The sequence below is a fragment of the Marinomonas algae genome (genome assembly GCF_047525555.1).
Classification (GTDB): domain Bacteria; phylum Pseudomonadota; class Gammaproteobacteria; order Pseudomonadales; family Marinomonadaceae; genus Marinomonas.
Map to the genome: position 1 here is coordinate 62407 of NZ_JBLIXK010000005.1, position 24500 is coordinate 86906.

Annotated in this window: 24 protein-coding genes; 20 read left to right on the forward strand and 4 right to left on the reverse strand. The window is 42.5% G+C overall.

Annotation, left to right across the window (positions count from 1 at the left end):
- Positions 1 to 6: 6 nt before the first annotated feature.
- Both ACMUMQ_RS09095 and ACMUMQ_RS09100 read right to left on the reverse strand, forming a co-directional pair.
- The gene (locus ACMUMQ_RS09095; RefSeq protein ID WP_414681672.1) at positions 7 to 714 is read right to left on the reverse strand and encodes a ChrR family anti-sigma-E factor; all 708 of its coding nucleotides are present in this window, start codon (positions 712 to 714) and stop codon (positions 7 to 9) included.
- Positions 715 to 719: 5 nt separating this feature from the next.
- Positions 720 to 1295 (reverse strand): sigma-70 family RNA polymerase sigma factor, encoded by a 576-nt coding sequence (locus ACMUMQ_RS09100; RefSeq protein WP_414681673.1) that lies wholly within the window; start codon positions 1293 to 1295, stop codon positions 720 to 722.
- Positions 1296 to 1527: 232 nt separating this feature from the next.
- Here ACMUMQ_RS09100 and ACMUMQ_RS09105 point away from each other — a divergent pair, with 232 nt between their 5' ends.
- The 11 genes from ACMUMQ_RS09105 to rlmF all read left to right on the forward strand — a co-directional run bounded on the left by ACMUMQ_RS09105 (position 1528) and on the right by rlmF (position 11263).
- A complete protein-coding gene (locus tag ACMUMQ_RS09105) occupies positions 1528 to 1989 on the forward strand; it encodes a nuclear transport factor 2 family protein (RefSeq protein WP_414681674.1) in 462 nt (153 codons plus the stop codon).
- Positions 1990 to 2004: 15 nt separating this feature from the next.
- The gene (locus ACMUMQ_RS09110) at positions 2005 to 2781 is read left to right on the forward strand and encodes an SDR family NAD(P)-dependent oxidoreductase (RefSeq protein ID WP_414681675.1); all 777 of its coding nucleotides are present in this window, start codon (positions 2005 to 2007) and stop codon (positions 2779 to 2781) included.
- Between the two features lie 80 nt (positions 2782 to 2861).
- Entirely contained in the window at positions 2862 to 4112 is a 1251-nt protein-coding gene (locus ACMUMQ_RS09115; RefSeq protein WP_414681676.1) for an NAD(P)/FAD-dependent oxidoreductase, read from the forward strand.
- Positions 4106 to 4894 carry a DUF1365 domain-containing protein gene (locus ACMUMQ_RS09120; protein ID WP_414681677.1) on the forward strand — a complete coding sequence of 263 codons (789 nt, stop codon included), beginning with the start codon at positions 4106 to 4108 and terminating at the stop codon, positions 4892 to 4894. The genes ACMUMQ_RS09115 and ACMUMQ_RS09120 overlap by 7 nt, the downstream gene beginning before the upstream one ends.
- Before the next feature lie 44 nt (positions 4895 to 4938).
- Entirely contained in the window at positions 4939 to 6201 is a 1263-nt protein-coding gene (locus ACMUMQ_RS09125; RefSeq protein ID WP_414681678.1) for a class I SAM-dependent methyltransferase, read from the forward strand.
- Between the two features lie 37 nt (positions 6202 to 6238).
- Entirely contained in the window at positions 6239 to 6748 is a 510-nt protein-coding gene (locus tag ACMUMQ_RS09130; protein ID WP_414681679.1) for a DUF2878 domain-containing protein, read from the forward strand.
- A gap of 27 nt (positions 6749 to 6775) precedes the next feature.
- The gene (locus ACMUMQ_RS09135) at positions 6776 to 7501 is read left to right on the forward strand and encodes a hypothetical protein (protein ID WP_414681680.1); all 726 of its coding nucleotides are present in this window, start codon (positions 6776 to 6778) and stop codon (positions 7499 to 7501) included.
- 20 nt (positions 7502 to 7521) lie between these two features.
- Entirely contained in the window at positions 7522 to 8073 is a 552-nt protein-coding gene (locus ACMUMQ_RS09140) for a DUF3833 domain-containing protein (RefSeq protein WP_414681681.1), read from the forward strand.
- A 153-nt stretch (positions 8074 to 8226) separates the two neighbouring features.
- The gene (locus ACMUMQ_RS09145; RefSeq protein ID WP_414681682.1) at positions 8227 to 9780 is read left to right on the forward strand and encodes an EAL domain-containing protein; all 1554 of its coding nucleotides are present in this window, start codon (positions 8227 to 8229) and stop codon (positions 9778 to 9780) included.
- Positions 9781 to 9864: 84 nt separating this feature from the next.
- The gene (locus ACMUMQ_RS09150) at positions 9865 to 10215 is read left to right on the forward strand and encodes a DUF6164 family protein (RefSeq protein WP_414681683.1); all 351 of its coding nucleotides are present in this window, start codon (positions 9865 to 9867) and stop codon (positions 10213 to 10215) included.
- A gap of 67 nt (positions 10216 to 10282) precedes the next feature.
- Entirely contained in the window at positions 10283 to 11263 is a 981-nt protein-coding gene (gene rlmF / locus ACMUMQ_RS09155; RefSeq protein ID WP_414681684.1) for a 23S rRNA (adenine(1618)-N(6))-methyltransferase RlmF, read from the forward strand.
- Between the two features lie 48 nt (positions 11264 to 11311).
- Here the strand turns inward: rlmF and ACMUMQ_RS09160 are convergent, their stop codons facing one another.
- Together ACMUMQ_RS09160 and ACMUMQ_RS09165 are read right to left on the reverse strand one after the other, a co-directional pair.
- Positions 11312 to 12217, reverse strand: a complete 906-nt coding sequence (locus ACMUMQ_RS09160; protein WP_414681685.1) for a pseudouridine-5'-phosphate glycosidase — start codon at positions 12215 to 12217, stop codon at positions 11312 to 11314.
- Positions 12214 to 13290: a carbohydrate kinase gene (locus tag ACMUMQ_RS09165; protein WP_414681686.1), complete on the reverse strand. Its 1077-nt coding sequence runs from the start codon at positions 13288 to 13290 to the stop codon at positions 12214 to 12216. Before ACMUMQ_RS09165 ends, ACMUMQ_RS09160 begins: the two co-directional genes overlap by 4 nt.
- 188 nt (positions 13291 to 13478) lie before the next feature.
- Between ACMUMQ_RS09165 and ACMUMQ_RS09170 the strand changes: the two genes are divergently transcribed.
- The 9 genes from ACMUMQ_RS09170 (at position 13479) to ACMUMQ_RS09210 (ending at position 24497) form a co-directional block, all read left to right on the forward strand.
- Complete coding sequence (locus ACMUMQ_RS09170) at positions 13479 to 15800, forward strand: putative bifunctional diguanylate cyclase/phosphodiesterase (RefSeq protein ID WP_414681687.1); 2322 nt, start codon at positions 13479 to 13481, stop codon at positions 15798 to 15800.
- A 38-nt stretch (positions 15801 to 15838) separates the two neighbouring features.
- The gene (locus ACMUMQ_RS09175) at positions 15839 to 16558 is read left to right on the forward strand and encodes a 1-acylglycerol-3-phosphate O-acyltransferase (RefSeq protein WP_414681688.1); all 720 of its coding nucleotides are present in this window, start codon (positions 15839 to 15841) and stop codon (positions 16556 to 16558) included.
- Between the two features lie 780 nt (positions 16559 to 17338).
- Entirely contained in the window at positions 17339 to 18289 is a 951-nt protein-coding gene (locus tag ACMUMQ_RS09180) for a GlxA family transcriptional regulator (RefSeq protein WP_414681689.1), read from the forward strand.
- A 274-nt stretch (positions 18290 to 18563) separates the two neighbouring features.
- Positions 18564 to 19592: a TRAP transporter substrate-binding protein DctP gene (gene dctP / locus ACMUMQ_RS09185; protein WP_414681690.1), complete on the forward strand. Its 1029-nt coding sequence runs from the start codon at positions 18564 to 18566 to the stop codon at positions 19590 to 19592.
- Positions 19593 to 19721: 129 nt separating this feature from the next.
- A complete protein-coding gene (locus ACMUMQ_RS09190) occupies positions 19722 to 20270 on the forward strand; it encodes a TRAP transporter small permease (protein WP_414681691.1) in 549 nt (182 codons plus the stop codon).
- Positions 20267 to 21574 (forward strand): TRAP transporter large permease, encoded by a 1308-nt coding sequence (locus tag ACMUMQ_RS09195; protein ID WP_414681692.1) that lies wholly within the window; start codon positions 20267 to 20269, stop codon positions 21572 to 21574. Before ACMUMQ_RS09190 ends, ACMUMQ_RS09195 begins: the two co-directional genes overlap by 4 nt.
- Positions 21575 to 21620: 46 nt before the next feature.
- Entirely contained in the window at positions 21621 to 22886 is a 1266-nt protein-coding gene (locus ACMUMQ_RS09200) for an NAD(P)/FAD-dependent oxidoreductase (RefSeq protein WP_414681693.1), read from the forward strand.
- Positions 22887 to 22905: 19 nt separating this feature from the next.
- Positions 22906 to 23637, forward strand: coding sequence for a response regulator (locus ACMUMQ_RS09205; RefSeq protein ID WP_414681694.1), 732 nt, complete (start codon positions 22906 to 22908; stop codon positions 23635 to 23637).
- Entirely contained in the window at positions 23634 to 24497 is an 864-nt protein-coding gene (locus ACMUMQ_RS09210; protein ID WP_414681695.1) for a substrate-binding periplasmic protein, read from the forward strand. Before ACMUMQ_RS09205 ends, ACMUMQ_RS09210 begins: the two co-directional genes overlap by 4 nt.
- The last annotated feature ends 3 nt before the right edge of the window (positions 24498 to 24500 follow it).

The window sequence follows — 24500 nt, forward strand, 5'->3', positions numbered from 1 at the left end:
TCGCTGTTAGGCTCCGGAATAAGGGTGATATCGGCGAATAATTGGATTCAGCAGTCGAGCCAGCCAACCAGTGAATTCAATCGGAGCATCGAGCACAGTTAAACAAATACATTCAGCGTCTTTGGTGACAATAGGCTTATGCTTATGGCTCGCATCACGACTAATAAAGTCGCCTTTGCGGTACACGCCACTTTCATCTGAGAACGCGCCTTCTAAAACCAAGGTGATCTCTTCACCCGTGTGAGCGTGATGAGGCATATGCGAGCCAGCTTTCACTCTGGTTAAGGCAATTTGAGCGCCGCCTTTTTCATTGTGTAACGTTGCAATTTTGAATGAAGGCGACAGTCGCATCCAGTTTAATTCTTCATAACTGTTGCTGATAAATTGGCGTAAGCTGTTTGGGATTTTGTAGTTATCCCAAAACTTTTCTTCTGTGGTTTTTGGCTCAATCGTAGCTTGAAGCACTTCTTCGTCCTGCTTGCTTTCGGCTTGTGTTAGCTTCTTAAGCAGGCTTTCTTTCAGTGAATTAAGATGGTGATGATCTGTTACTGCTTGATCAAAAAGATGAGAGCCAACCATTTCTAGCTTTCTTACCTGTTGTTGGCATTCGCGACAATGCTCTAAATGAGCAGACACGCATAATGAATGTGCCAAAGGTAATGAGCCAGCAGCATAGTCAGTTAGCATTTCAATCGATGGATGATAAAGAGTCATCGATACTACCTCTTAATGTAAATAGTGAGTTTGTGTAAGGCGAGGCGAACTCTGGATTTGATCGTTCCTAATGGAAGCGATAATTCCTCCGCAGCTTCTTTGTGCGTTTTGCCTTCTAAATAAACTTTGGCCAAAACCTGTTTTTGATCGGCTGGCAATTTATCTAGACCTTCTCTAATACGTTCTTGATCTCTGTGTTGTTGAGCATCTTTGAACGGGTCTGCATTTTCATCTACTACGTTTTGCCATAGATATTCAGGGTCAATATCAGACTGATGGCGGCTATTTTTACGCAAGTAATCAATGCGGGCATTTCTTGCTAGCGTGAAAACCCATGTATTTAATGAAGCAGACTCTTTTTTATAAGTGTGTGCTTTGTTCCAAATACGAATCATCACCTCTTGGGCGATATCGTCCGCCATGAGGTTGGCACCTGGCTGTTTGGCAAGGCAAAAAGCTCTTACTTTTGGCGCATAGTGATCAAACAAGCGCACCAGTGCGGCTTGGTCTCTGTGCTCCGCAATGGCCAAAATGTCCATTAGGTGCTGATCGTCGTGTTTTAGTTCTGTGGCGCGTTCCATTAATAGCTCCGAAAAGAGGGAAGGCTGTATGACGCTGTTTCAATGTGTATAAAAGGAATACGAGTCACATTGAAGTGTGGATCACTTTATTTGCATTGAAAAGTAAAAAGCACGGATAAGCGCTTTTAGACGGTTTTTAATTTATTAATGATCCAGAAGTGGGTTCGCTACGTTTACTTATTAACGTAAGAATTTATCTGCTCGATGCGATGGCGAGCAAAGGAGGTTAAAGGTGCTAACGCAGGAAACGAAACAGGCTAGTGAGCCACAAAAAGGCGAGCTGTTAATAGAGAGCTTTAAGGCTTTTTATAAAGATGTAAAGCATCCACAGCTAGACAAAATAGATGACATTTACGCAAATGACGTGTTGTTCAAAGACCCTGTTCATGAATTGCGTGGCGTTGAAGTACTCCATTCTTATTTATCTGAAATGAGCCTTAATGTTCGAAATGGACGTTTTGAGTATCTAGATCAAATCATTTCTGACGGAACGGCTTATATTAAATGGAATATGCATTTTATCCATCCAAAGTTGGGGCCTAAAACCATTACCGTGCGCGGCATGAGTCAGGTTCAGTTTAATGACCGTATTTATTTCCATGAAGATGTATATGACCTTGGGCAGCTTATTTACGAGCATGTGCCGGTTTTAGGTACAGTTGTGAAAGGTTTAAAAAAACGTTTAGCGGGTTAATCTAAGGAAGTCGCCATGAAGGATACAGCTCAGAAAACGATTTGGATAACAGGCGCCAGCTCAGGAATCGGTTTTTCCTTAACACAATGCTATTTAAAAGCGGGTTGGCAAGTGTTGGCCAGTGCGCGTCGACAGGGTGATCTGACTCTACTGCTAGAACATGAAGACAACTTAAAGTTCATTCCTTTTGATGTGTCTGATGACCGACAAATTGAGTCGGTTCGTAATTTATTAGCGACTTATACGGATTATTTAGACTGCGCTGTGCTGAATGCCGGAACCTGTGAATATCTGGACATCAACGAGGAAGATCCTGATTGGAAAATGATGGATCGCGTTATGTCGGTGAACTTCTTTGGATTGGTCAACAGCGTCGATGTTTGTTTACCTCTATTGAAAAAAGCACCAAAGCCGCACTTGGTTGGCGTGAGTTCTCAGGCAGTACAAGCCGCTTTCCCACAAGCTGAAGCTTATGGCGCAAGCAAAGCCGCGGCGCGGTATTTTTTGTCGTCCCTCAGAATGGATTTGAAACAATTTAACATTGATGTGACTTGTTTACTTCCTGGCTTCGTCGATACACCACTCACCCAGAAAAATACCTTTTCTATGCCTTTTCTGATGTCCGCAGATGAAGCGGCAAAGCGAATGTACAAAGCTTTGCAGTCTCGTCCGTATGAATTTGCTTTCCCAAAACGGCTTTCCATGATGCTTTGGATGGGACGTCATTTCCCCAAATTGTGGCTTTCGATGCTAGCGCCTAAACCTAACGACACAAAGACATTCAAAAAATAACACTCCAGAAAGCAGTAGAGCTGACAGAATACAATATCGTGCCTAGTACAAAAGGTGCTGATTTTTAAGGAGACAAGTAAGTGAAAGTAGCCATTATAGGGTCAGGGATTTCAGGATTAACCAGCGCGTATCTTTTGCAGCGCGAACATGATGTGACTGTGTTTGAGTCTGCGCAACGAATTGGCGGTCACACCGCAACAGTGGAAGTGCAAGAGGAAGGTCGCACCAGAGGAATTGATACGGGTTTTATTGTTTTTAATGACTGGACTTACCCTAACTTCATTCGTTTGATGGATGAAATTGGCGTTTCGTCTCGAGCGACAGAAATGAGCTTCAGCGTCAGTTGCCAGCGTACCGGACTGGAATATGGCGGAAATAACTTAAATACCTTGTTTGCTCAGCGTCGAAACCTCTTTAACTTTCCTTTCCTAGGCATGCTGAAAGACATACTTCGTTTTAACAAAGAAGCGATTCAGGATTTAGAAAACGGCGATCTTCGAGAAGGTGTGACGCTAGGTGAATATCTCAAAGCGAAAGGTTATGGGGAGCGTTTTGCTAGCCATTATTTGATTCCAATGGGCAGCGCCATTTGGTCGTCTACTTTGGATGAAATGATGGAGTTTCCTTTGGTGTTCTTCGTTCGTTTCTTTAAAAATCATGGTTTATTGAGCGTGAATGATCGTCCTCAATGGCGAGTTATTGAAGGTGGTTCCTCTGCGTATTTAGAACCTTTGGTTAAGAGCTTTCATGACAAAATACGTCTAGGTGTTCAAATAAAGCAAGTAACACGCTTGGCTGACAATGTGGTGATTCAGCTAGAAGATGGCTCTGAAGAAGTATTTGATCAAGTGGTGTTTGCTTGCCACAGCGATGAAGCGTTGGCCTTGTTGGCAGATCCAAGCCAAGAGGAAAAAGACATCTTGTCGGCGATTCCCTACCGTAACAACGATGTGGTGCTGCACACTGGTACGAGTGTTTTGCCAAAGGCGAAATTGGCTTGGTCTAGCTGGAATTATCATCTTGGAACAGATCAAAGTAAGCCTGCTACACTCAGTTATAACATGAACATCTTGCAGCATTTCTCAAGCGATACAACTTATGTTGTTACCTTGAATCAAACCGATATGATCGCGCCAGATAAGATTCTTGGCAGTTTCAAATACGCGCATCCTACTTTTACTCTGGAAGGCATCAAGGCACAGGATCGTTGGTCTGACATCAATGGCGTCAATAAAACATGGTTTTGTGGCGCTTATTGGCGTAACGGCTTCCACGAAGATGGTTGTTGGAGTGGCGTTCGTGTGGCGAATGGATTGGGTGTGACATGGTGAGTCAGCCCACAGAAGTCATGCATGAGCAGAAAGAGATAAAGCACAGTGCGATTTACCAAGGTACTGTGCGTCATCGTCGTTTTTCGCCTCGATCACACGCCTTTAAATATCGTGTTTTTATGATGTACTTTGATTTAGATGAGTTGGATTCTGCTTTGGCATTAAGCCCTTGGTGGTCAGTGAAATCTTGGTCGCTCGCTCGTTTCAAACGCAACGATTATTTTGGCGGCGGGGCTGTGTCGATCAGGAATTCAGTCTTAACTGAAGTAAACCAGCGGCTAGATTTAAACCTTTCTGGCCCTGTGAGAATGTTAACCAACTGCCGCTATTTTGGTTTCATTATTAATCCCATCACCATTTATTACTGCTTCGATGAAACCGAGCAATTACAAGCAATGTTATTGGAAGTGACGAATACGCCTTGGGGCGAAAAAATTGCCTACGTTTTGAAATGTGATCCAAACCAGTCTACTCAACGTATTCAATTTAATAAGGAAATGCATGTGTCGCCATTCCACCCGATGGATCATTTTTATGATTGGCGCAGCAATTATCCGGCGAAGAAAATTGCCGTACACATGCAAAATAAAGAATTACTTGGTGAACAATGTGTGTTTGATGCCACATTATCTTTGGCGCGTACGCCAATGACGTCTTCTTCTATGGCTAAAGTGATCTTTAGCTATCCTGTGATGACGATGAAGGTAGCATTTGGCATCTATTGGCAAGCACTTAAATTATGGGCGAAAAAAGTGCCTTTTCACTCACACCCTAGTCATTAATTGTTGGCCAGAAACCAGTTAACTCATTGAGGAGATGAAAAAGTATGAACTCCGTAAGTATGGATAATCAGAAAGTGAGAAAAAACCACACAACGACATGGTTCGATAGACTTGCTCGGAAAATGGTTTTTTCCATGTTAGAGCGACTAGAAGTTGGTCATTTAATCCTAGAAGAAAACGGCAGTACTTACTTCTTTGGTGAAGACAAGGACAGTGCGCAGCACATCGCACACATTCAAGTTCACGACATTAATACTTACCGAGATGTCTTTTTAAACAGCAGTATTGGTGCGGGCGAAGCCTACATGAAAGGCGGGTGGACCTCTCCTGATGTAGTTGCAGTTATTCGTTTGATGGTGGCGAATTTAAATCTGATTAACAAAATGGATGCGAAACGTCCTATTTGGAGTCGTATCGGTGCCAAAATCGTACATCGAATGAATGCCAATACTAAGAAAGGTTCGAAAGATAACATTTCTGCTCACTATGATTTGGGCAACGATTTTTTCTCCCTCTTTCTTGACCCAACCATGATGTATTCCTCTGCGATTTATCCTCAAAAAGACGCGCCTTTAGAAGAAGCCGCGGTACATAAATTAGATCGTATTTGCCAGAAATTACAGCTTACAGAAGCAGATCACCTGTTAGAAATTGGAACGGGTTGGGGTGGTATGGCCATTCATGCCGCGAAACATTATGGCTGTAAAGTCACCACAACAACCATTTCCAAAGAGCAATATGAGTTCGCTAAAGAGCGAGTAGAAGCCGAAGGCTTGCAAGATAAAATCACCTTGCTGCTTGAGGATTATCGCGATTTGGAAGGTCAGTATGACAAGCTGGTTTCGATCGAAATGATCGAAGCGGTAGGACACGAATACTACGACAGTTACTTTTCAAAATGCAGTGAGTTATTGAAACCTCATGGCGTGATGGTGATTCAAGCGATCACCATTGCCGACCAGCGTTATGATTACGCGCGTCGTTCAGTTGACTTCATTCAACGCTATATTTTCCCTGGTGGTTGCCTTCCGTCTAACCAAGTTATCGCCCACAAAATTGCCTCTAAAACAGACATGCAAATCGTGGGGCTAGAAGATATTACAGAGCATTACGCGAAAACTCTGGCGGACTGGCGCACACGTTTCCATGAAGCGCGTCATCATGTGATGGACATGGGTTTTGACGATGTCTTCTGTCGCATGTGGGATTTCTACCTTGCTTACTGTGAAGGCGGCTTTAAAGAGCGAGCAATCAGTACTGGGCAGTTTGTATTTGCCAAACCAGAGCATCGCTTGACGATCGAATAATGCTTTTGTGCAGATGAAAAGACAGGTAGCGAATCCTATGAAACGTTTTCTAAATGCTGCTTTGTTTCAGATTATCTGGTTTGTGTGTTTGCTCGGTGGTAGCCTTTGGGCTTTGCCTGCAACGCTTTTGTACTTGTTCTTGCATGACCGTTATTTCATGAATACTCGTCGAGAATGGCGTTTATTGGGCGTGTTTGTCGGGTTAGGTTTTATTGTGGATGGCGCCTTGTTTCGACTTGGCGTTTTTTTTAACAACGATTTAGTTAGTTCAGTTGCTGTGCCGCCTATCTGGTTATTATGCCTCTGGGTTTGTACCGCCAGTTTATTCGCTCATAGCTTGGCGTTTTTGAGATCTCGATATTTATTGAGTTCGGTTCTCGGTTTAATCGGACCCACCATGAGTTATTTTGCTGGCGCCAAATTAGCAGGCATTATACTGGCGGATCCATTATGGCTTTCTTTGTGTGTTGTGGCCGGGATTTGGTCGATTGTCTTGCCACTGGGTTTTTGGCTCAGCGAAAAATGGCGTTTGTTTAACGACTCATAATAGGTTTGCTGAAAAGGAGTGTCTGCTGTGATATCGACAGAGTTAAAAAGAAACCTTGCTCTTCCCGTTGCTCTTGTTTGCGCTGTGTTTGGTCTTAACAACATGGCTCAAGCAGCTGATCCTCATATTGTTGGCAGTGCTTTCAGTTTAAAAACAGGGGATTTATTGTATCGAGAATCCTACTTTGAAATCGAAGACACACTTCATAAAGTGGAATATTCAGAACCTGACGGCAGTGTTTTCGGCCGCAAAACCATCGATCTTTCCAAGTCTTTTGTGACGCCAAGTTTTAGCCAATTAAACGAACGTAATGGTGAAGCGATTGATGTTGCTCAGGAAGGCAGCAAGCTCGTTGTGAACTACAAAGAAGATGCGTCCGCGAAGCAAAAGACGAAGCAATTAGAGCTGACTGCTGGCATGGTTGTGGACGCGGGTTTTAATGGTTTTATCCAGCAATATTGGTCGGCTTTGATGGATAGAAAAGAACTGGATGTGGATTTTCTGGTGCCTAGTAAACAGACAACCTTCCAGTTTCGTTTGAGTCGTTCTTCATGTGTAAGTGGCACAAAAGAAGGCGCAGTGTGCTTTTCATTGTCGCCTATTTCTTGGTTTGTGAAATTGGCCGTAGATCCCATTGTGGTGGCTTATGATGCCACAGAAAAAACACTATTGCGTTTTACCGGACGAGGAAATATTGCCAACTCAGAAGGCAAATATGAAAGCGTCGACATTCAATATCGTTATTTAAAATGATGTGATTCAAAGGAAATATTATGCGTAATCTCTGGCAACCAATTAAAACTAAAATACTGGCTGTGATCTGCTTATTTATGTTGTCGGCATGTTCCGCTCCAGATGTTTCTTTATATGCGAACAATGAGCCTAAATTCGAGCTAGAAGAATTCTTTTCTGGCTCATTAACCGCGCATGGCATTCTTAAAAATCGCAGTGGCGAAGTAATTCGCTATTTTAATGCGACGTTAGAAGGCCGTTGGGAAAATGGTGTTGGAACACTTGCGGAAGAGTTTTTGTTTGATGATGGCGAAATCCAAAATCGAACTTGGACTATGACTCCAGATGAGAACGGACAATACATAGCCACTGCGAATGATGTAACAGGCTTTGGTGAAGTAAAAATCTCTGGAAACGCTTTGTTTATGGATTATATTCTGCAAGTACCTTACAAAGGCGACACGTTGGAAGTGAGAGTCGATGACCGGATGTACATGGTGAAAGACGGCGTTGTTATGAATGAATCTGTGATGACAAAATTTGGTTTTGAAGTGGGTTATTTATCGATCGTGATTCAAAAAGTAAAAAACTAAGTTCTTATTGTGCTGCTTTTTTCAGGGGAATTGCCTTTTGTAGGTAATTCCCCTTTAATATGAGTGGAGGGCTTAGAGAAGATACATTAATTAACTTCCTCGGTGATGGCTTTTTAGCTTTTTAATGACGTATAGAAGGGGAGCAGTTGCGTTATGTATCAAAACATTAAATCCCCAATGCCCTCTAAAATAAGAGTTGTTTCTTTCTCCGCATTTATTTCCCTACTGCTCAGTTTCGTTATTTTCAGTGTTGGCTTGTATTTATATCTTTTAAAAGATTTAGAGGAAAAAACGCTCGCTGCTGAATCGATATTAACCGACAAAATGAACACTATTTTGGTCGAGTTAAAAGGCGTTGCACAAAACGCCACCTTGTCTTGTGAAAAAGCAGATGTCAGGAACTTAATCGAAAAAAGCTTTTACTCTCCCATGTTCAAAGAATATGGCTTGTTCAATGAAGATTACCGCGTTTATTGCAGTAATTTTGGTCCTCAAACTTTCACCATCTATTCTTCCATTTCAAAGCGAATAAAAGAGAGTAAAGATGGTATTACCGTCTCCTTAGTTCAGTCCAATACTTTGGGACATCAAACATTTTTTGCCTTTTACCAAGGTGAAAATGGCATAGGCGTCAACGGACTCGCGCCGCCAAAAAGTCTTGTCGTAGAGTTAGAACAATTACTTTCAAGCCAATATCCTTACAGTCTAACAGTTGGTAAACGCATTTTTTCGTCACAAGAAGCGAATCCTGATTTCAGTGTGTTAAGTCAAAGAACAGTGGCATTAGATCAGTGGACAATGTCTTTGGTGGTTTCGTTACCGTCTTACTTGTATTGGGACTACTTTTGTCAGTCAATGCCATTATTCGCGGTTTTATGGTTTCTGCTTTTTGCGAGTTGTTGCGCAATTTATTGGACCATTTTGTATTACCGCTATTCCCTGTCGCACAGTCTAAAGAAAGCGATCAAAGAAGAAGCAATGGATGTGTATTTTCAGCCAATTATTTCCCTTAATGATCAAAAAGCCCGTGATATGGAAGCTCTTATCCGTTGGAAATCCCCTTATCATGGACAAGTGTCACCTTTAACTATTATTGAAATGGCCGACAGATTAGGTGTGATTGATAACCTTACTTGGATGGTTATTCGTAAAGTCGGGCGTTTTTATCGTGAAAACTCAGCGACACTGGCAGATGTTTCTATTGCTGTGAATGTTGATCGCCATAGTTTGCTTAAGGAATCCTTTATACCGAACCTGCAACGAATTCTTGCTGAGTATCCAGAATTAAAAGGGCGACTTGGGTTGGAAGTTACGGAAACCAGCGCATTGAATATGAGTGAGCTGCCTATTATGGTTAGCCAGTTTGAGCGCATTAAAGCCTTAGGTATTGAGCTGTCAGTGGACGACTTTGGTACAGGGTATTCCGGCTTAGACTTCTTGCGACGCTTTCCTTATGACGTTCTTAAACTGGATAGAGTATTTGTCTCCAGTTTCCAAGACGACCAATTTACCCGTCAGATACTCACGTCAGTCACGAAACTCGCTAGAGAATTGAATATGAGAGTGGTGGCAGAAGGCATTGAAGAGCAAGAGCAATTGGATGCCATCACGGAACTGGGTGTAGACAGTGTTCAAGGTTATTTCTTCAGTGTGCCTTTACCCGGCGACCAAATAATCCAGTGGCTTAAAGAAAAAACACAGAAGTAGAGCGCAAGAGCAATGCAAGATTGTATTCTTGGTAGGCTTCTCTTACCCTTTAGCGCTTCTGTTTGATTTTCAAGGTTTCACTCCATGGCGACACTGGTTTTTCGACTCAAATATGTACCCGATGAAGAAGCGGACGACGTTCGTCAATTGCTAACCGACCATGATATTCCTTTTTATGAAACCAGTGCAGGTCGCTGGCAAGTTTCTATGGCTGGATTGTGGGTGAAAGACAAAGAGCAAGCCTTAAGAGCCAGAGAGCTAATTAGAGAGGATCAAATAGAACGAGCGAAAGATATGGTGTCGCCGTCCTTTGGACAATGGATATTAGGTTATTTACAACATGCTCGCCAAAACCCTGTGGAAGCTCTTTTCACCCTGTTTGCGGTTGCACTTATTCTTGGTGTTTCTATCGCGCCTTTTTTACTCTGGCTTTGAGGCTTATTTAGTCCGTGCCAGATAATTCGGTTATACTCGATTTCTAGCTTCAATAAATGGCATGACTGTGGTGTTAAAAAGTAAGAATACGAAAAGTAAACGGACGAACAAATTAGAGCTTCACCCTCGTAATCCGCATCGTGCGCGTTATGACTTTGCGCTCTTAGCGGATTCTTGCCCAGAACTGTCTCGCTTTATTCAGCTCAATCAATACGGAAATGAATCGGTTGATTTTGCCAATCCAGAAGCTGTGAAAACACTTAATCGAGCCTTGCTTAACCACTTTTATGGTGTTTCTTTTTGGGACATTCCTCCTGGCTATCTTTGTCCTCCTATTCCTGGTCGCGCTGATTACATTCATTATTTGGCCGATTTACTAGCAACCAGTAACGATGGCGTGATCCCTCGCGGAAAAGGCGTGAAGGTATTGGATATTGGTGTCGGTGCAAACTGCGTTTATCCGATTATCGGCCATCAAGAATATGGCTGGCAGTTTGTTGGCTCGGACGTGAATCCTGTTGCTGTAGCGACGTGTGACACCATTATTAAATCAAACGCTTGCCTAAAAGGTGTGATTTCGACTCGTTTGCAATCACAGCCAAAAAATTTGTTTGGCGGCATTTGGAAAGAGAAAGAACGTTTTGATTTAACCTTGTGCAATCCGCCTTTTCATACCAGTGAATCCGCTATGCTTGATGAATCTCAGCGTAAATGGCGCGGAGTGAAAGGTAAAACGAACGAGAAAAAGCCAACTTTGAATTTTGGTGGCACTGCACCGGAATTGTGGTGTGATGGCGGAGAAGCGGGTTTTATTACTCGCATGGTAAAAGAAAGTGTTCAATACGGTGATCGCTGCTTTTGGTTTACTTCCTTAGTTGCACGTCAGGGGAATCTTGAGGCGATTTATCGCACATTAAAGCAAGCTGGCGCTCGGCAGGTGAAAACCATCGAAATGGCTCAAGGTCAGAAAATCAGTCGATTTGTCGCGTGGAGCTTTCTTGAAAACGATCAAATTGACTATTGGAAAGACAACTATTGGCAAAGCTAAGAAGCTTTTCAGGCTGAAAAGCTTCCGGTTTGAATGCTTTATGAAAGACTAAAGAGCGGCTGCAATCGCGGCTGCTAGTCGAGCATTGTTAAATACCAACTGAATATTACTGGCTAAGCTGTCTCCACCTGTTAATTCGGCAACGCGTGCTAGCAAGAAAGGAGTGGATTCTTTACCCGCCACACCTTGCTCTTCCATTTCAGCTAAAGCCTGATTGATCGCTGAATCAATCGCTGCTTTGTCCATAGCGAACTCTTCAGGAATTGGATTGGCGATAATAGCACCGCCGTGTAATTCCATTTCCCATTTCGCCTTAATAAAGTCTGCAATTTCGTTGGCAGAAGACAAGTTGTAATCCACGGTTTGATCACTCTCACGAGTATAAAAAGCAGGCAGAGTATCTGTCTTGTAACCTAAAACAGGTACGCCTTGCGTTTCTAAATATTCACGAGTTAAGGCAAGATCTAGAATGGATTTTGCACCGGCACAAACAACAGCGACATCCGTTTTTGCCAGCTCCTGCAAGTCAGCAGAAATATCAAAGGTTTGCTGCGCACCACGGTGAACGCCACCAATTCCGCCTGTTGCAAACACTTTAATACCAGCCATTGCGGCAATAATCATGGTTGCCGCAACTGTGGTTGCACCATGTTGTTTTTGCGCCACAACAAAAGGCAAATCACGACGAGAGCATTTAGTAACAGACAAGCCCGCTTTCGCTAAAGTGTCAATTTCGTCATTACTCAAGCCCGCTTTAAGACGACCATCAATAATCGCGATGGTTGCTGGAACCGCTCCGTTATCACGAATAATTTGCTCTACTTTTTTTGCTGTGTCTGCATTTTGTGGCCAAGGCATACCATGGGAAATAATAGTGCTTTCTAAAGCGACAACTGGTTTTCCAGCAGCAATGGCTGCCGCAACATCTGGGTTGATATCTAGGTACTGATTCATAGGTTTTCTATCCATTGGGTTACATTTTGAACGGTAAGGTTTGGGTTGTTCGCGTGGGGGCTTTCTAATGTGAGCGCAGCGCAAGCCAATGCGAAAGAAAGTGCTTCTTCTACGCCTTTATTTTGCTGGCATGCACTTAAATATCCAGCAAGCAAAGCATCGCCTGCTCCTGTGTCGCTGCTTGGTTGGCTTGGATGGCAAGCTTGTTTGATCTGTTGTTTGGCGCTGGCGTAAAGAACGCCTTGGCTGCCTAAGCTTAAGAGAACTTCTCGAACGCCTTTTTCTAATAATGCTTGTGCGAGCTTTTCAGGGCTTGTTTCATCTACATTAAGAATGGCTCTGGCTTCGTCTTGGTTCACTTTTAATAAAGCGAGTCGCGAGAGAAGAGAGCCTAGCCTAGGCGCTTTTGCGGTAGAAACGGCATCGGCGACAAACTCGGCTGATAAAGGCTGTTTGGATAGCCAATTAATGAGGTTTTCAGGCAAGTTGGCGTCGACAATAATTCGATAAGCGCTTTTCAATAGAGCTTGTTTTGAGTCCAGTTTTGCTTCGTCTAATGTATCGATAATGCGCATATCAGCAATGGCGGCTTGTAACTCACCGTTTTCATTACTAATAGAAAGATATGTGCCTGTTGGTAAGGTGTCGTGACGAAGAACATTATGTGTATTCACACCACTTAGACGTGTTTTTTCTATTAGCCAATCACCTCGTTGATCCAAACCAATGGGCGAAATTAAATGAACATTTTCCCCAAGTCTGGCAAGGTTTTCGGCGATATTACGGCCAACGCCACCGGGGCTTTGTGAAATACTGCCAGGGTTTGAATCACCTTGTATGAGCAAAGATGTGCTGTGTCCGCCAATGTCCACGTTCGCACCACCAATCACTATGTAGGTGTTCTGCTCAGACAATAAATAGCCTTTGCCTAATATATATCCTTGTCGAGTCAGTTGCATAATGTGTCCTGCAACTGATTCTCGGCTCATATCAAGTCGGTCTGCCAGAGCCTGTTGAGAGGCTAATGGATCGAGTTTGATGGCTTCATACACACGATAAGTTTGATCTTTCATAATGGCATTAACAAAAGTTTAAAAATTTAACTTATGTTAATGTTTTCAATTAGGCAAGCACTTTAACGTGAATCTTGCATAAAATGTTATAAGATCGACTATTCTTAAAAGTCACGTATTGTTTTTGTTTAAGCCCAACTGTCTATTTGTTAAGGTCTTTTAGGGTTAACCATTAAAGAGGTTTTAAGGTGCTAAAAAGCTTTCAAGCGCGATTGATCGTGTTTCTTTTGGTGTTATTGGCGTTGGTTCAACTAGGAACCGCACTGGCTGTTTTGTCATCATTAAAAAAAGACAATTACGCTCAAGGTGTGCATGCCATTGATGTATCGAAAAATATCTTCGATCTCTTTTTAGAGTCTCGTGCTGAGCAGTTAACCCAAGGTGTCGAGATTTTGGCGTCGGACTTTGCTTTTAAGCAAGCCGTTGCCACCAGAGAAACAGGCACAATCCAATCTGTTTTACAGAATCACGGCGCACGAATTAATGCCGATATTTCTTTGTTGGTTTCTCCTAGTGGCGACATCATTACGGCCACTCAGACTCTTGAGCAGAATGATAAAATTTCTGAGCTGGTGTTAGCGGCTCGTAAAACGGGCGGTTCTTCTATCAGTACTATGATTGCTTTTGGTGATCGTGGTTATCAGTTTGTGCTGGTACCAGTTAGAGCGCCAAATGTGGTGGCTTGGGTTGGTATGGCATTTCTTTTGGATCAAGCTTTAGCAGAGCAAATCAAAAATGTTGCAGGCTTAGACATCAGTTTTGTCTATGAGACAGTCAATACGCACACTTTCTCTGGTGGTTCGACGCTTTCAGACGATAAAAAAGCCAACTTCTTAACCGATATCAAAAACATTGCTGGTCTTGAGGCGGCGATCGAAACACCTGTTTTCTCTAATAACGATGAATACCTGTCTTTGGGAATCGATTTAGGGCTACCGAACCAATGGGGAATTATCCATTTGCCTTATGGCCCTTGGTTAGCAAGCTATAACAGCACGCGTAATCAATTACTTTTAATCTTCTCAGCTGCGTTGGCGTTGGCTTTGTTGTTAGGGGCAGCTTTTGCTCGAAATATGACCTTACCAATCAATCGATTAGTTGAATACGCTCAACAGATTGGTTTGGGTAAAGAGAAGGTTCAAGCTCCAAGTTTAAGCGGAGAGTTTAGTGTTCTGTCGAATACGATGGAAACCATGCAAAGCTCAATCAAGAATCGAGAAGAAGAATTGTCTTTCCGCGCCTCTCATGACGCGCTAACCGGCTTGTATAACCAAAATGCTGTTGAACGTCACTTAGCGGATATTTTGCCCAAGAAACAAGGCAGCTTGCTGTTAGTGAATATTCGTCACTTCAAGAGCATTAATAACATGCTTGGTATTGATGTGGGTAACCTGCTTTTGTCTAAAGTCGCAGAGCGCTTGAAAGAGTGGGATAAGGACATAGAAATGTTGGCCAGATTGGGCGGCGATAAGTTCTTATTAATACTGCAACAAAATGTTTCTGAGCAAGATTGCCTTGAGCTGAACGGGCTTTTTGTTAGAGAGTTCGAAACAGAAGTGTGCTTTGGTGCAAGGTCTTGTATGCGCCTTGATGTCAGTCTTGCCATTCTTCATTTTGAACACGCTACAGACAATGTAAATAGCGCGATGAGACGTTTGGATATTGTTTCAGACAAAGCTCGGGAAGAAAGCGGAGTGTGTGTTTTCTACGAGCAAGGGCAAGATGAAAACCATCAACGTCAGTTAACCATTATTCGAGATCTTCCTGTTGCTCTGGCAAGTAATCAATTATTTGTGGTGTACCAACCCAAAGTGGGTGTAGAGAAAAATGATTGTCAGGAAGCCGAGGCTTTGATTCGTTGGATTCACCCAGAATTAGGCTTTCTTCCACCGGATGAGTTTATTGCCTTGTTAGAACATGCAGGCAGTATTCAAGAGTTAACCCGCTGGATGATCAACCGAGTCTTGTACCAACTTAGCCAATGGTGGGAGCAAGGCCATGAAATCCGTGTGGCGGTAAACTTGTCTGCCCATGATTTGGTGAATGAGTCTTTGCCTCAGATGATTGAACAGGCACTCATTGATAACAATTTACCGAAACGTGCGTTAGCGCTCGAAGTGACAGAAAGTGCGGTAATGAAAGATCGAGAGAAAGTGATTAGTGTCTTGCAAGCGTTGCAAGATATGGGGATTCATTTAGCCATTGATGACTTCGGTACAGGACAGTCTTCTTTGGCTTATCTGCGTGAATTACCGGTGAATGAAGTCAAAATAGACCGAGCATTTATCCAGTATATAGAAAGCAACAAATGTGATGAGTTTATTGCCAAAGCGTCGATTAACTTGTCTCACGCACTGGGATTCACTGTTACGGCCGAAGGTGCTGAAAACCTTGCTGGTGTTGAGCTTTTGAAACAGCATGAATGTGATAAAATACAGGGCTATTTTTTCTCTAAGCCTTTGGTTGCTGAAGAGTTTTTCGAATGGCGTGAGAGCTTCCATAAAGCTTAACTGAGTTTATACTCCGCAGTTTTTAGGTCTACTTTACTATGTTGTTTGTTTTACGAATCTTGTTGCTGTTCTTACTCATTGTTGTGGTTACCCTTTGTGGCATCGTTTTTTGTTTGTTCACATTAGGCTCGAATAACCGCGTGTACCATATTGGACGAGTATTCTCTAAGGTGGCACCGTTATTCGGTTTGTCGGTGGAAGGGCGTGTGGCGCCTTCTGCAAGTCATAGTCCACAAGCTGTGTATGTTGCTAATCATCAGAATAATTTTGATCTATTCACTTTAGCGAAGGTGCTACCAAAAGGCGTGGTGACAGTGGGGAAAAGTAGCTTACTTTGGATCCCTTTTTTCGGCGCTTTATATTGGGTGAGCGGCAACATACTGATTAATCGAGACAACCGCAAAAAAGCCATCGCCACGATAGACCAAGTGGTGACAAAAATGAAAAAAGATACCTTATCGATTTGGATGTTTCCTGAAGGAACGCGAAGTCGAGGAAGAGGTTGGTTGCCTTTTAAGAGAGGCGCCTTTCATGCCGCTGTTCAAGCTGGCGTACCGATTGTACCTATCGTCTGTAGTAATACGCATGAGCAAGTGCATTTGAATCGTTTGAATAATGGGAAAGTCATCGTAGAAATGCTCGATCCAATTGACACAACCGGCTTGCACGAGACAGATGTGGTTCATTTGATGAAAGCCTGCGAGCAGAAAATGCATGAAACTAAGGCTAGGCTAGACTCTGAGTTGACACAATCTTGACATAAGAGGTTCATCTAAGTGACTCTCTATAGAGAAGACTGGCGCGGAATCAGAGTTCTTCTTCTCTCTAAATCTAACCTATAATCTTATCTATTGTACGGTTTCCTCTCTGTGGCCAATATTGTGCGTGGAATGCAACCTTCTTGTGCGATACGCCGTTTATGTGTTTTTCCCTTTACTGTCATGTCGAGTCTTTTTTGAAGGGCTAATGAGCAGGCATTCATTTTTATGTCATCTTGCTATGATTCTATTGAGAAAAAGCTCGAGAAACTTCATCATCGTCAATATTGTAGTTGAGCTCTCTGTTTTAAACAGAAAAATAGGTGCTGCCTATCTTTGGTGCACATTTCATTATATACTTCTTTAAATTGACTGCTTGCCGGTCAATTTTTCATGAATTTCGCTAAGCACTTCTCAAAGTTCAAGCTTCACCATCTTTCTTTTCTGATCAAATACCCTCTTTTTACATGTGAAATTCTGTTTACATCTAGATCACAATTTTTTACGTATTTTTTATATCGAGTTCACATTAACTTGCTAGTTTATTAAAAATATTCGAATGGTTTGTTATTTTTTACTTTCCTCATAAATATTTATATTTATTTCAGATTTCTACTTTCGTATTTAAAATATTTCAGATAAAAGGGTCGTTTTATGAATTGTGATGAATTATTCCCATCAGGGTGTAAAAAAAATCATCAGAAAGATTTAAAAGTGTCCGTCGCATTTATATTATGTGAAAACTTTATTTTTAAATATTTTTCAGATTTTATAAATGTATTGAATCAAATAAATAATGATGGAATAGGAAAAAAGACGAACGATTTTAGTTGGAGTGTTTTAGGCGAAAAAAATAAACCTATTCGTTCCTCTTGTCATATCGATTTACTTCCTAGAAATGATTTTGAACGCCCAGACGATTACGACTGTATTGTGATCATTGGCGGAACAACGCCTTCCGTTGAAGATTTGGGCGAGAAAGCGGCTCGATTCATCACCGAAGCTCATCAAGCTAAAATCCCTTTGGTTGGCATTGCGTCTGGTCGTCACGTTTTGGCCAGCCATAACTTATTGGATGGCAGAAAATGTGCTGTGGATGCTTTGTGTGAACTGAAGTTTCGTTCGATTTATCCTGAAATCGAAACCGTTTCTTACGAACCTTTCGTGGTCGACAGCCAGTTAGTTACATGTCCTGGTGATGACGTATCAAATCTTGCTTCAACTTTGATGCGCCAGTACTTTGATGATTTGCCAGAGCAGACTAGACAACGGATGGAGACACGGAAGAATGCTGGCATAAGCAGTGCTGAGTGCGAAGCTAAATACAATATAGACATCAATCAAGTGATTGAATTTATGGAAAATAATTTAAGTGTTCCCATGTCAATGAAAGAGTTGGCTGAGCAGTTAGAGACCAGCCCGTCACAGCTGGATGGTTTATTTATGTCTAATATGGGTATGACGCCGTCTTTTGTTTGGCGTAAGTTGCGTTTAGAGCGTGCTTATTGGTTGCTAGTGAACACTCAGCAGAAAATCACAGACATTGCTCTTGAGTGTGGCTACTACGACAGTGCGCATTTCAACAAAGTCTTTAAGTCGTCTTTTTCAGTGTCGCCAAAGATTGTTCGACGAGAAGGAGTGAGCTTGACAGGCTTCCATCAACATCAACATCAACATCAACATCAACATCAACATCAACATCAACATCAACACGCTCATAGCACAATGTAGTTGCTCTTAAATTTACTCAGTCATATTTAAAAAGGCAGATGAAAATATCTGACTTTTTTATATTTTAAATATATTTTCAGTGTCGCTTTTAGTGTTTTTTTGGTGTTAATAGATATGTTTTCTCAATTTATTATTTATTCCTTTCTTTTGATTTTTTGTGTTTTTTATATTAATTCAAAAATAGTAATTTTAAATATTAAAAATACAATTTTACCGTTTTTATCTACTGTAGATTTTTAGATACACAACACATTGATGAAAACCGGAGAATCACATGAAATTAATTAATTTTAAGCGTAGGCTGCTATTGAAAGGAGCGGTACTAGGACTTTCACTTTCTATGTTGGGTGGAGCTATGACGGTTTCTGCTGCAACGACTTTGCGTTTGTCAACGCAGGTTCAACCTAATTCTGATGGACATTTGTTTGCACTGGATTTTGCTGAACGTGTAGAAGACGCAACGGAAGGGCGCGTAAAAATTAATGTCTATCCTGCAAGCCAATTGGGTGACTGGACAGAAGTTCACGAACAATTGATGCAAGGTGCTGTTGATATAGGTCTTCAGTCTCTTTCTACTAAATTCGATAAAACATTGGCGCTTGCTTGGTTCCCGTATGCGGTTGAGGATTATGACAGTGCTCGTACAGCCTACTCGAAAGGCGGTTATGTTTACGACATCGTTGGCGATGCGATCGCAAAACAAGATCTGAAATTATTGAGTGTTTACGGTGCTGGAATGGGCGGAGCTGGTTTTGTTAAAAAATTGCCTCACCCTCGTGACCCAAACGCACGTCAAAACACCAAAATCCGTATTTGGCCAGGTGGCACAACTCACCGAGCTTTGATGGAACGTTTTGGTTTTAACACTTCTCCAGTGCCTTGGTCTGAATTGTATGTTGCTCAATCAACAGGTGTTGTTGACGGCATGATTGGTGGTACAGCGACTCAGCACGTTGAAGGCTTTAAAGACATCACGAAAATGTGGGTTCAATACAACGATCACTACGAGCCACTTTGGTTGGTAATGAACATGCAACGTTTTGAAAGTATTGACGAGAAAGACCAAGATGCCATTTTAGAAGTGGCTCAAGAAGTGAGCTTAGAGCGTTTTGATGCTGTGCAAGCAGCAGAAGAGCAAAGCTTGCAAGACTTGCGTGATGCAGGTGTTGAAGTAGTGACATTCACGAAAGATGAGTTAGCCGAGTTCGCTGATATTACACGTAAAGAAGTATGGCCAGAAATCGCAGATGAGATTGGGCCTGAAGCAATGGCTAAACTGAAGAAAGAGCTTTCTTTAGATTAGTAACAAGAAGCGAATACCTGTATGGCTAGACAGACTCTAGTCATGCAGCGTTCTAAGCGACTGTAAATCAGGTCGCTTTTCTTTTTTCTTATTGGTATCTGTCAGTTTGTTTCTTCTTGGAAGCCGTTTATGTTGTCGTCTCTCTTTAAATCAATTCTTTCTGTAGGGTGCGCGTTGTGGCGTTTTAAGCTTCAACTGCAACGCTGGACTCTATTTGTGACCAGTATGGGCGTCACTCTGTTGGTGTTTATACAAGTCATCATGCGTTACTTCTTTGATGTTCCTTTGTATGGCATTGAGGAAGTGGCGATTTACCTTGCTGTTTGGTCTTACTTTATTGGTGCTGCTTATGGCGCTCATCAGAAAGAGCATATTTCCGCGAGCCTCGTAGATGTTTTTCTACCAGAAGGGCTAGGGCAAATGCTGATTAGCATGTTGGCAAGTTTAATCAGTGTCTCGGTCAGTGCTTGGATGATTAGCTGGAGTTGGTACTACCTCTCGTGGACATTCAGACGAGGGACTGTGTCTGTGGATCTTGGCCTTCATATGGGGTGGGTTCACAGTGCGATCTTCCTTGGTCTGTTGCTCATGACCATGTATTTTTTTATCGATTTCCTCGAACGTTTGTTTCAAATTTTTCAGTATAAAAAAGTCAGCAGTAAGAGAGAAACCTTATGAGTTATGACGTGATTTTAGATGGTTTGCTGTTGGTGACTCTGCTCGTTATTGGCGTCCCTGTTCCAATTTGTTTTGCGGCTGCCGCTTTGTTGTTAATTGTGTTGGGTGAATTTGGCACACCTATGTTTTTGGTGTCGGCAGGTTATTCTAAGCTGTCTTCCATCGTCTTACTTGCTATTCCTTTATATATCTTGGCCGGTGGCCTAATGAGTCACGGTGGAATTGCCGGTCGCTTGGTGGATTTTGCCGAAAGTGTTGCTGGGCGATTCCGTGGCGGTATGGGAGTTGTTGTTATTATCGCGACGGCGGTTTTCGGCGCGATCTCTGGTATGGCGAGTTCTGCCGTAGCAGCCATTGGTGGCATTATGATTCCTCGCCTTGTTGAGAGAGGTTACGATCGAAACTATGCCGTTAGCTTGGTTGCATGTTCCTCAGTATTGGCGCTGCTGATTCCACCAAGTGCAAGTATGATTATTTTTGGTTGGGTAACGAATACGTCAATTACAGCGCTTTTCTTAGCGCCTATTTTGCCGGGCTTCTTACTGATCATGTTGTTTATGTTTTGGAATAGAGTGCTTACGCGCAATATGCCAATCAAAGCACCTGAGCCTGTGGGCTTTGTCGATGCAGCAAAAATCGCCAGTGTGAAAGCAAAGCGTGCAGCGTTTGGCTTGGCGATGCCTTTGATTATTTTGGGCTGTATCTACGGCGGTGTTACAACACCAACGGAAGCGGCTGCGATTGCGGTGGTTTACGCCATTCCTGTCGGTTTCCTGATCTACCGTGACCTGAACTGGAAATCTTTCTACGACATCGTTTGGAAGTCAGCGCAAACCAGTGGTGTGCTGATGGTGCTTATCTTCTTTGCTTCTATGTTGGCGCGCTTGTTTACGATGGAAAATGTGCCGCAAGATATGATGGGATCATTTCTTGCTGTGACGGAAAATAAGATCTTACTTCTGTTGATGATCAACCTATTTTTGGTCGTGATTGGCATGTTCATGGACGACGTAAGTGGTATTTTGCTGGTGTCTCCGATGTTGTTGCCGATCATGTTAAAACTGGGAGTGGATCCTATCCATTTTGGCGCAATTGTTGCTGTGAATTTGGGGATGGGGCTTATCACTCCTCCGACAGCGCCAATATTGTATTTTGCTGCGATGGTCGGGGGCGTTAAGCTTGGTGGAATCTTGAAGCCTACCTTAGTGTTTGTGTTGTTTGCGTATCTACCTGTTGTTCTTTTAACCACTTTCTTACCGGATCTTTCGATGGCGTTACCACGCTTAATTTTAGGACTGGAGTGATCTGAAAGTGTGCAGAAAAATTTATTAGACTGTTGGAGTTAGATTAATGAACAATAACACACCAAACATGCAAGGTGAGTCTCATGACGTTGTTATTATTGGGGCTGGTTTTGTGGGAGTTGCAACGGCACTTTGGCTGCAAATTCAAGGACATAAAGTAACCATTGTGGATCCTGATCCATTTGTAGAAGGGGCGTATTACGGGAATGCTTGTACGATTGCGACTTACGCCAATATTCCAGTGGCGACGCCTGCGATTTTGAAGCAAATTCCGAACTTGTTATTAAATCCACAAAGCCCTTTGTCTGTACGTTGGCCTTATTTACCACAATTAGCTCCTTGGTTAATACGCTTCCTTATGGCGAGTACGCCAAATAAAGTCGAGAACATTGCGCGTGAGCTTGGTATTTTATTGTCCCATGTAAATACTGCGTTTGAGCCTTTGTTTAAGGAGTCGAACGCGCAGGAATTATTAGATATAAATGGCACCATGTATTTGTACAGTAGCGAAGAAAGCTTTCGAAATGCACGTACGGATATTGAATTAAGGCGTAACAATGGTATTCCAGTTGAGGAATTGAGTCACGGAGACATCGCAGACTTAGAACCCAACCTTAACCCGATCTACCATAAAGGTATTATGTTCACGAACGGTTACCATGTTAGAAGTCCACTTCAATTATTGAAGAACATGGGTGCGGCTGTTGTTGCTCGTGGTGGCAAGATAGTGAAGAGCAAAGCGTTAAGTATTCAACGTATTAGTCCGACTGAAATAAATATCGCGACACAAAGTGGTGATGTGAAAGGAAACAAGGTTGTTGTAGCTGCGGGGGCTTGGTCACGTCAATTTGCTTCGCAAGTTGGTGATAGGGTGCCGCTAGACACAGAGCAGGGTTATCATGTTATGTATAACGGCGCACAAGATTTACTCAACCGACCTGTTGGTTGGGCCGATGTTGGCTTTTACATGACACCAATGGATACAGCATTGCGTGCAGCCGGCACAGTGGAACTTGGAGGGTTAAAGAACCCACCTAATCCTAAAAGAATTAAATTGATATCAGATACGGTTAAGACGTTGCTTCCGCAATTAGGAGAGCACGATGCCGAATGGACTGGCTTTCGACCATCGATACCGGATTCCATGCCAGTGATTGGGCCATCAGCAAAAGACAAAGACGTCTTTTATTCATTTGGTCACGGTCATATTGGTATGACATTGTCCGGTGTGAGTGGGAAAATTATTGCGGATCTTATTAGCCAAAATGAACCAGAGGTTAATATCCAACCTTTTAGGGTGGATAGATTCTAAAATAAAGTAGAGGGTTAGAATGTCGAGTAATGCGATAATACTTGTCGTAGATGATGAGCCGACTTCTCGGCAGATTCTTGTCGGGTATTTTGAAAGTGAAGGTTATCTGGTTCGAGAAGCTCAAACAGCAGAACAAGCAGAAGATATTCTGCAAAAAGAAACCATAGATCTGGTTTTACTCGATATTCGCATGCCTGGAAAAGACGGATTAACGCTCACTCGTGAGTTGAGAGTGAGTTCAGACATCGGCATAATTCTTGTAACCATGAGACAAGACGACATAGATCGAATTGTTGGTTTAGAGTGTGGTGCTGATGATTATGTTACTAAGCCATTCAACCCTAGAGAAATTCTTGCCAGAGCCAAAAACCTCATTCGTCGAGTTCGACAGTTGCGTACATTGGCTCAATCCTCCCAGAAAGAAGAAACCGTGAAGCACTTTGGTGACTGGAGTTTGAATGTGAACTTGCGTCGTTTGCTTCATCTTGATGGTGAGAAAGTTCAACTCACGGACGGAGAATGCCAATTACTGGCGACTTTGATTAGCCATGCGGATATGGCCATGACACGTGATGATTTGATGGACAAAATCCGAAACCGCGAATGGCTACCAAGTGACAGAACCATTGATGTATTGATTGGTCGCCTTCGCAAGAAACTCCGAGATGATTCTACTGATCCTAATATTCTAATCACTGTGCATGGTACGGGTTATTTGTTTAACTCTAAAGCCACGAGAGACGACGGATGAACATTCGTCGTCGCTTTCTCAATACGATTTTTTGTGTGCTTAGTACCTTACCATTTGCGTTGGCAGAGAGTACTCAAATCACTCTTGAGGAAAACGTTTCAGATTCTGATAACACTGTTTTTGCAAAGACAGGAGATGCAGAATTACGTCCTACAGAAACTAAAGAGATTGTATTGTGCGGACATCCAGATTACCCGCCAGTTTCATGGGCTGAGGAAGGCAAAATTGTTGGCCTTGCTCCCGCGATTGTGAAGCAGATATTTCAGCATTTGGATTATAAAGTTGATGCTAAAGCCGTCGGTAATTGGAAGCGTTGCTTACGTGAATTAGAGTTGGGGCGAGTGGATTTGGCGGTTGCGTATCGAACTCAAGAGCGAGAAAACCTTTTTGATTTTAGTCATGAAGCGGTTATCGACGATCCTATGGCCATTTTCGTTAATCGAGACCACGCTTTTCCTTTTGAGAGCTGGAGTGATTTATTAGGGAAAACCACAGGCTTGATGTTGGGTGACAGTGTCGGCAACTCTTTTGACAACTTTTTAGCTGATAATTTAGTGATAGAAAGAGTGTCGAAAGCGTCTCAGAACTTCGGCAAGCTTGGACGTGGCCACATTGACTTTATTCCCTATGGTTTGCATGCAGGGAATTTGCTTATCCAACAATTTGGTTTGAGTGATCGTATTGTAGCCTTGCCTAATCTGGCGATAACCAATCAGTATTATCTCGCTGTATCGCGGAAATCTGACCTCAATCAGTATCTTGACTTAATCGATGCTGAGCTACAGAAAATGCATAAAAGCGGTGACGTGAAACGTTTAACCGATCGTTATATTCAAATCTATTCTGCCAAAAACCTATAATCC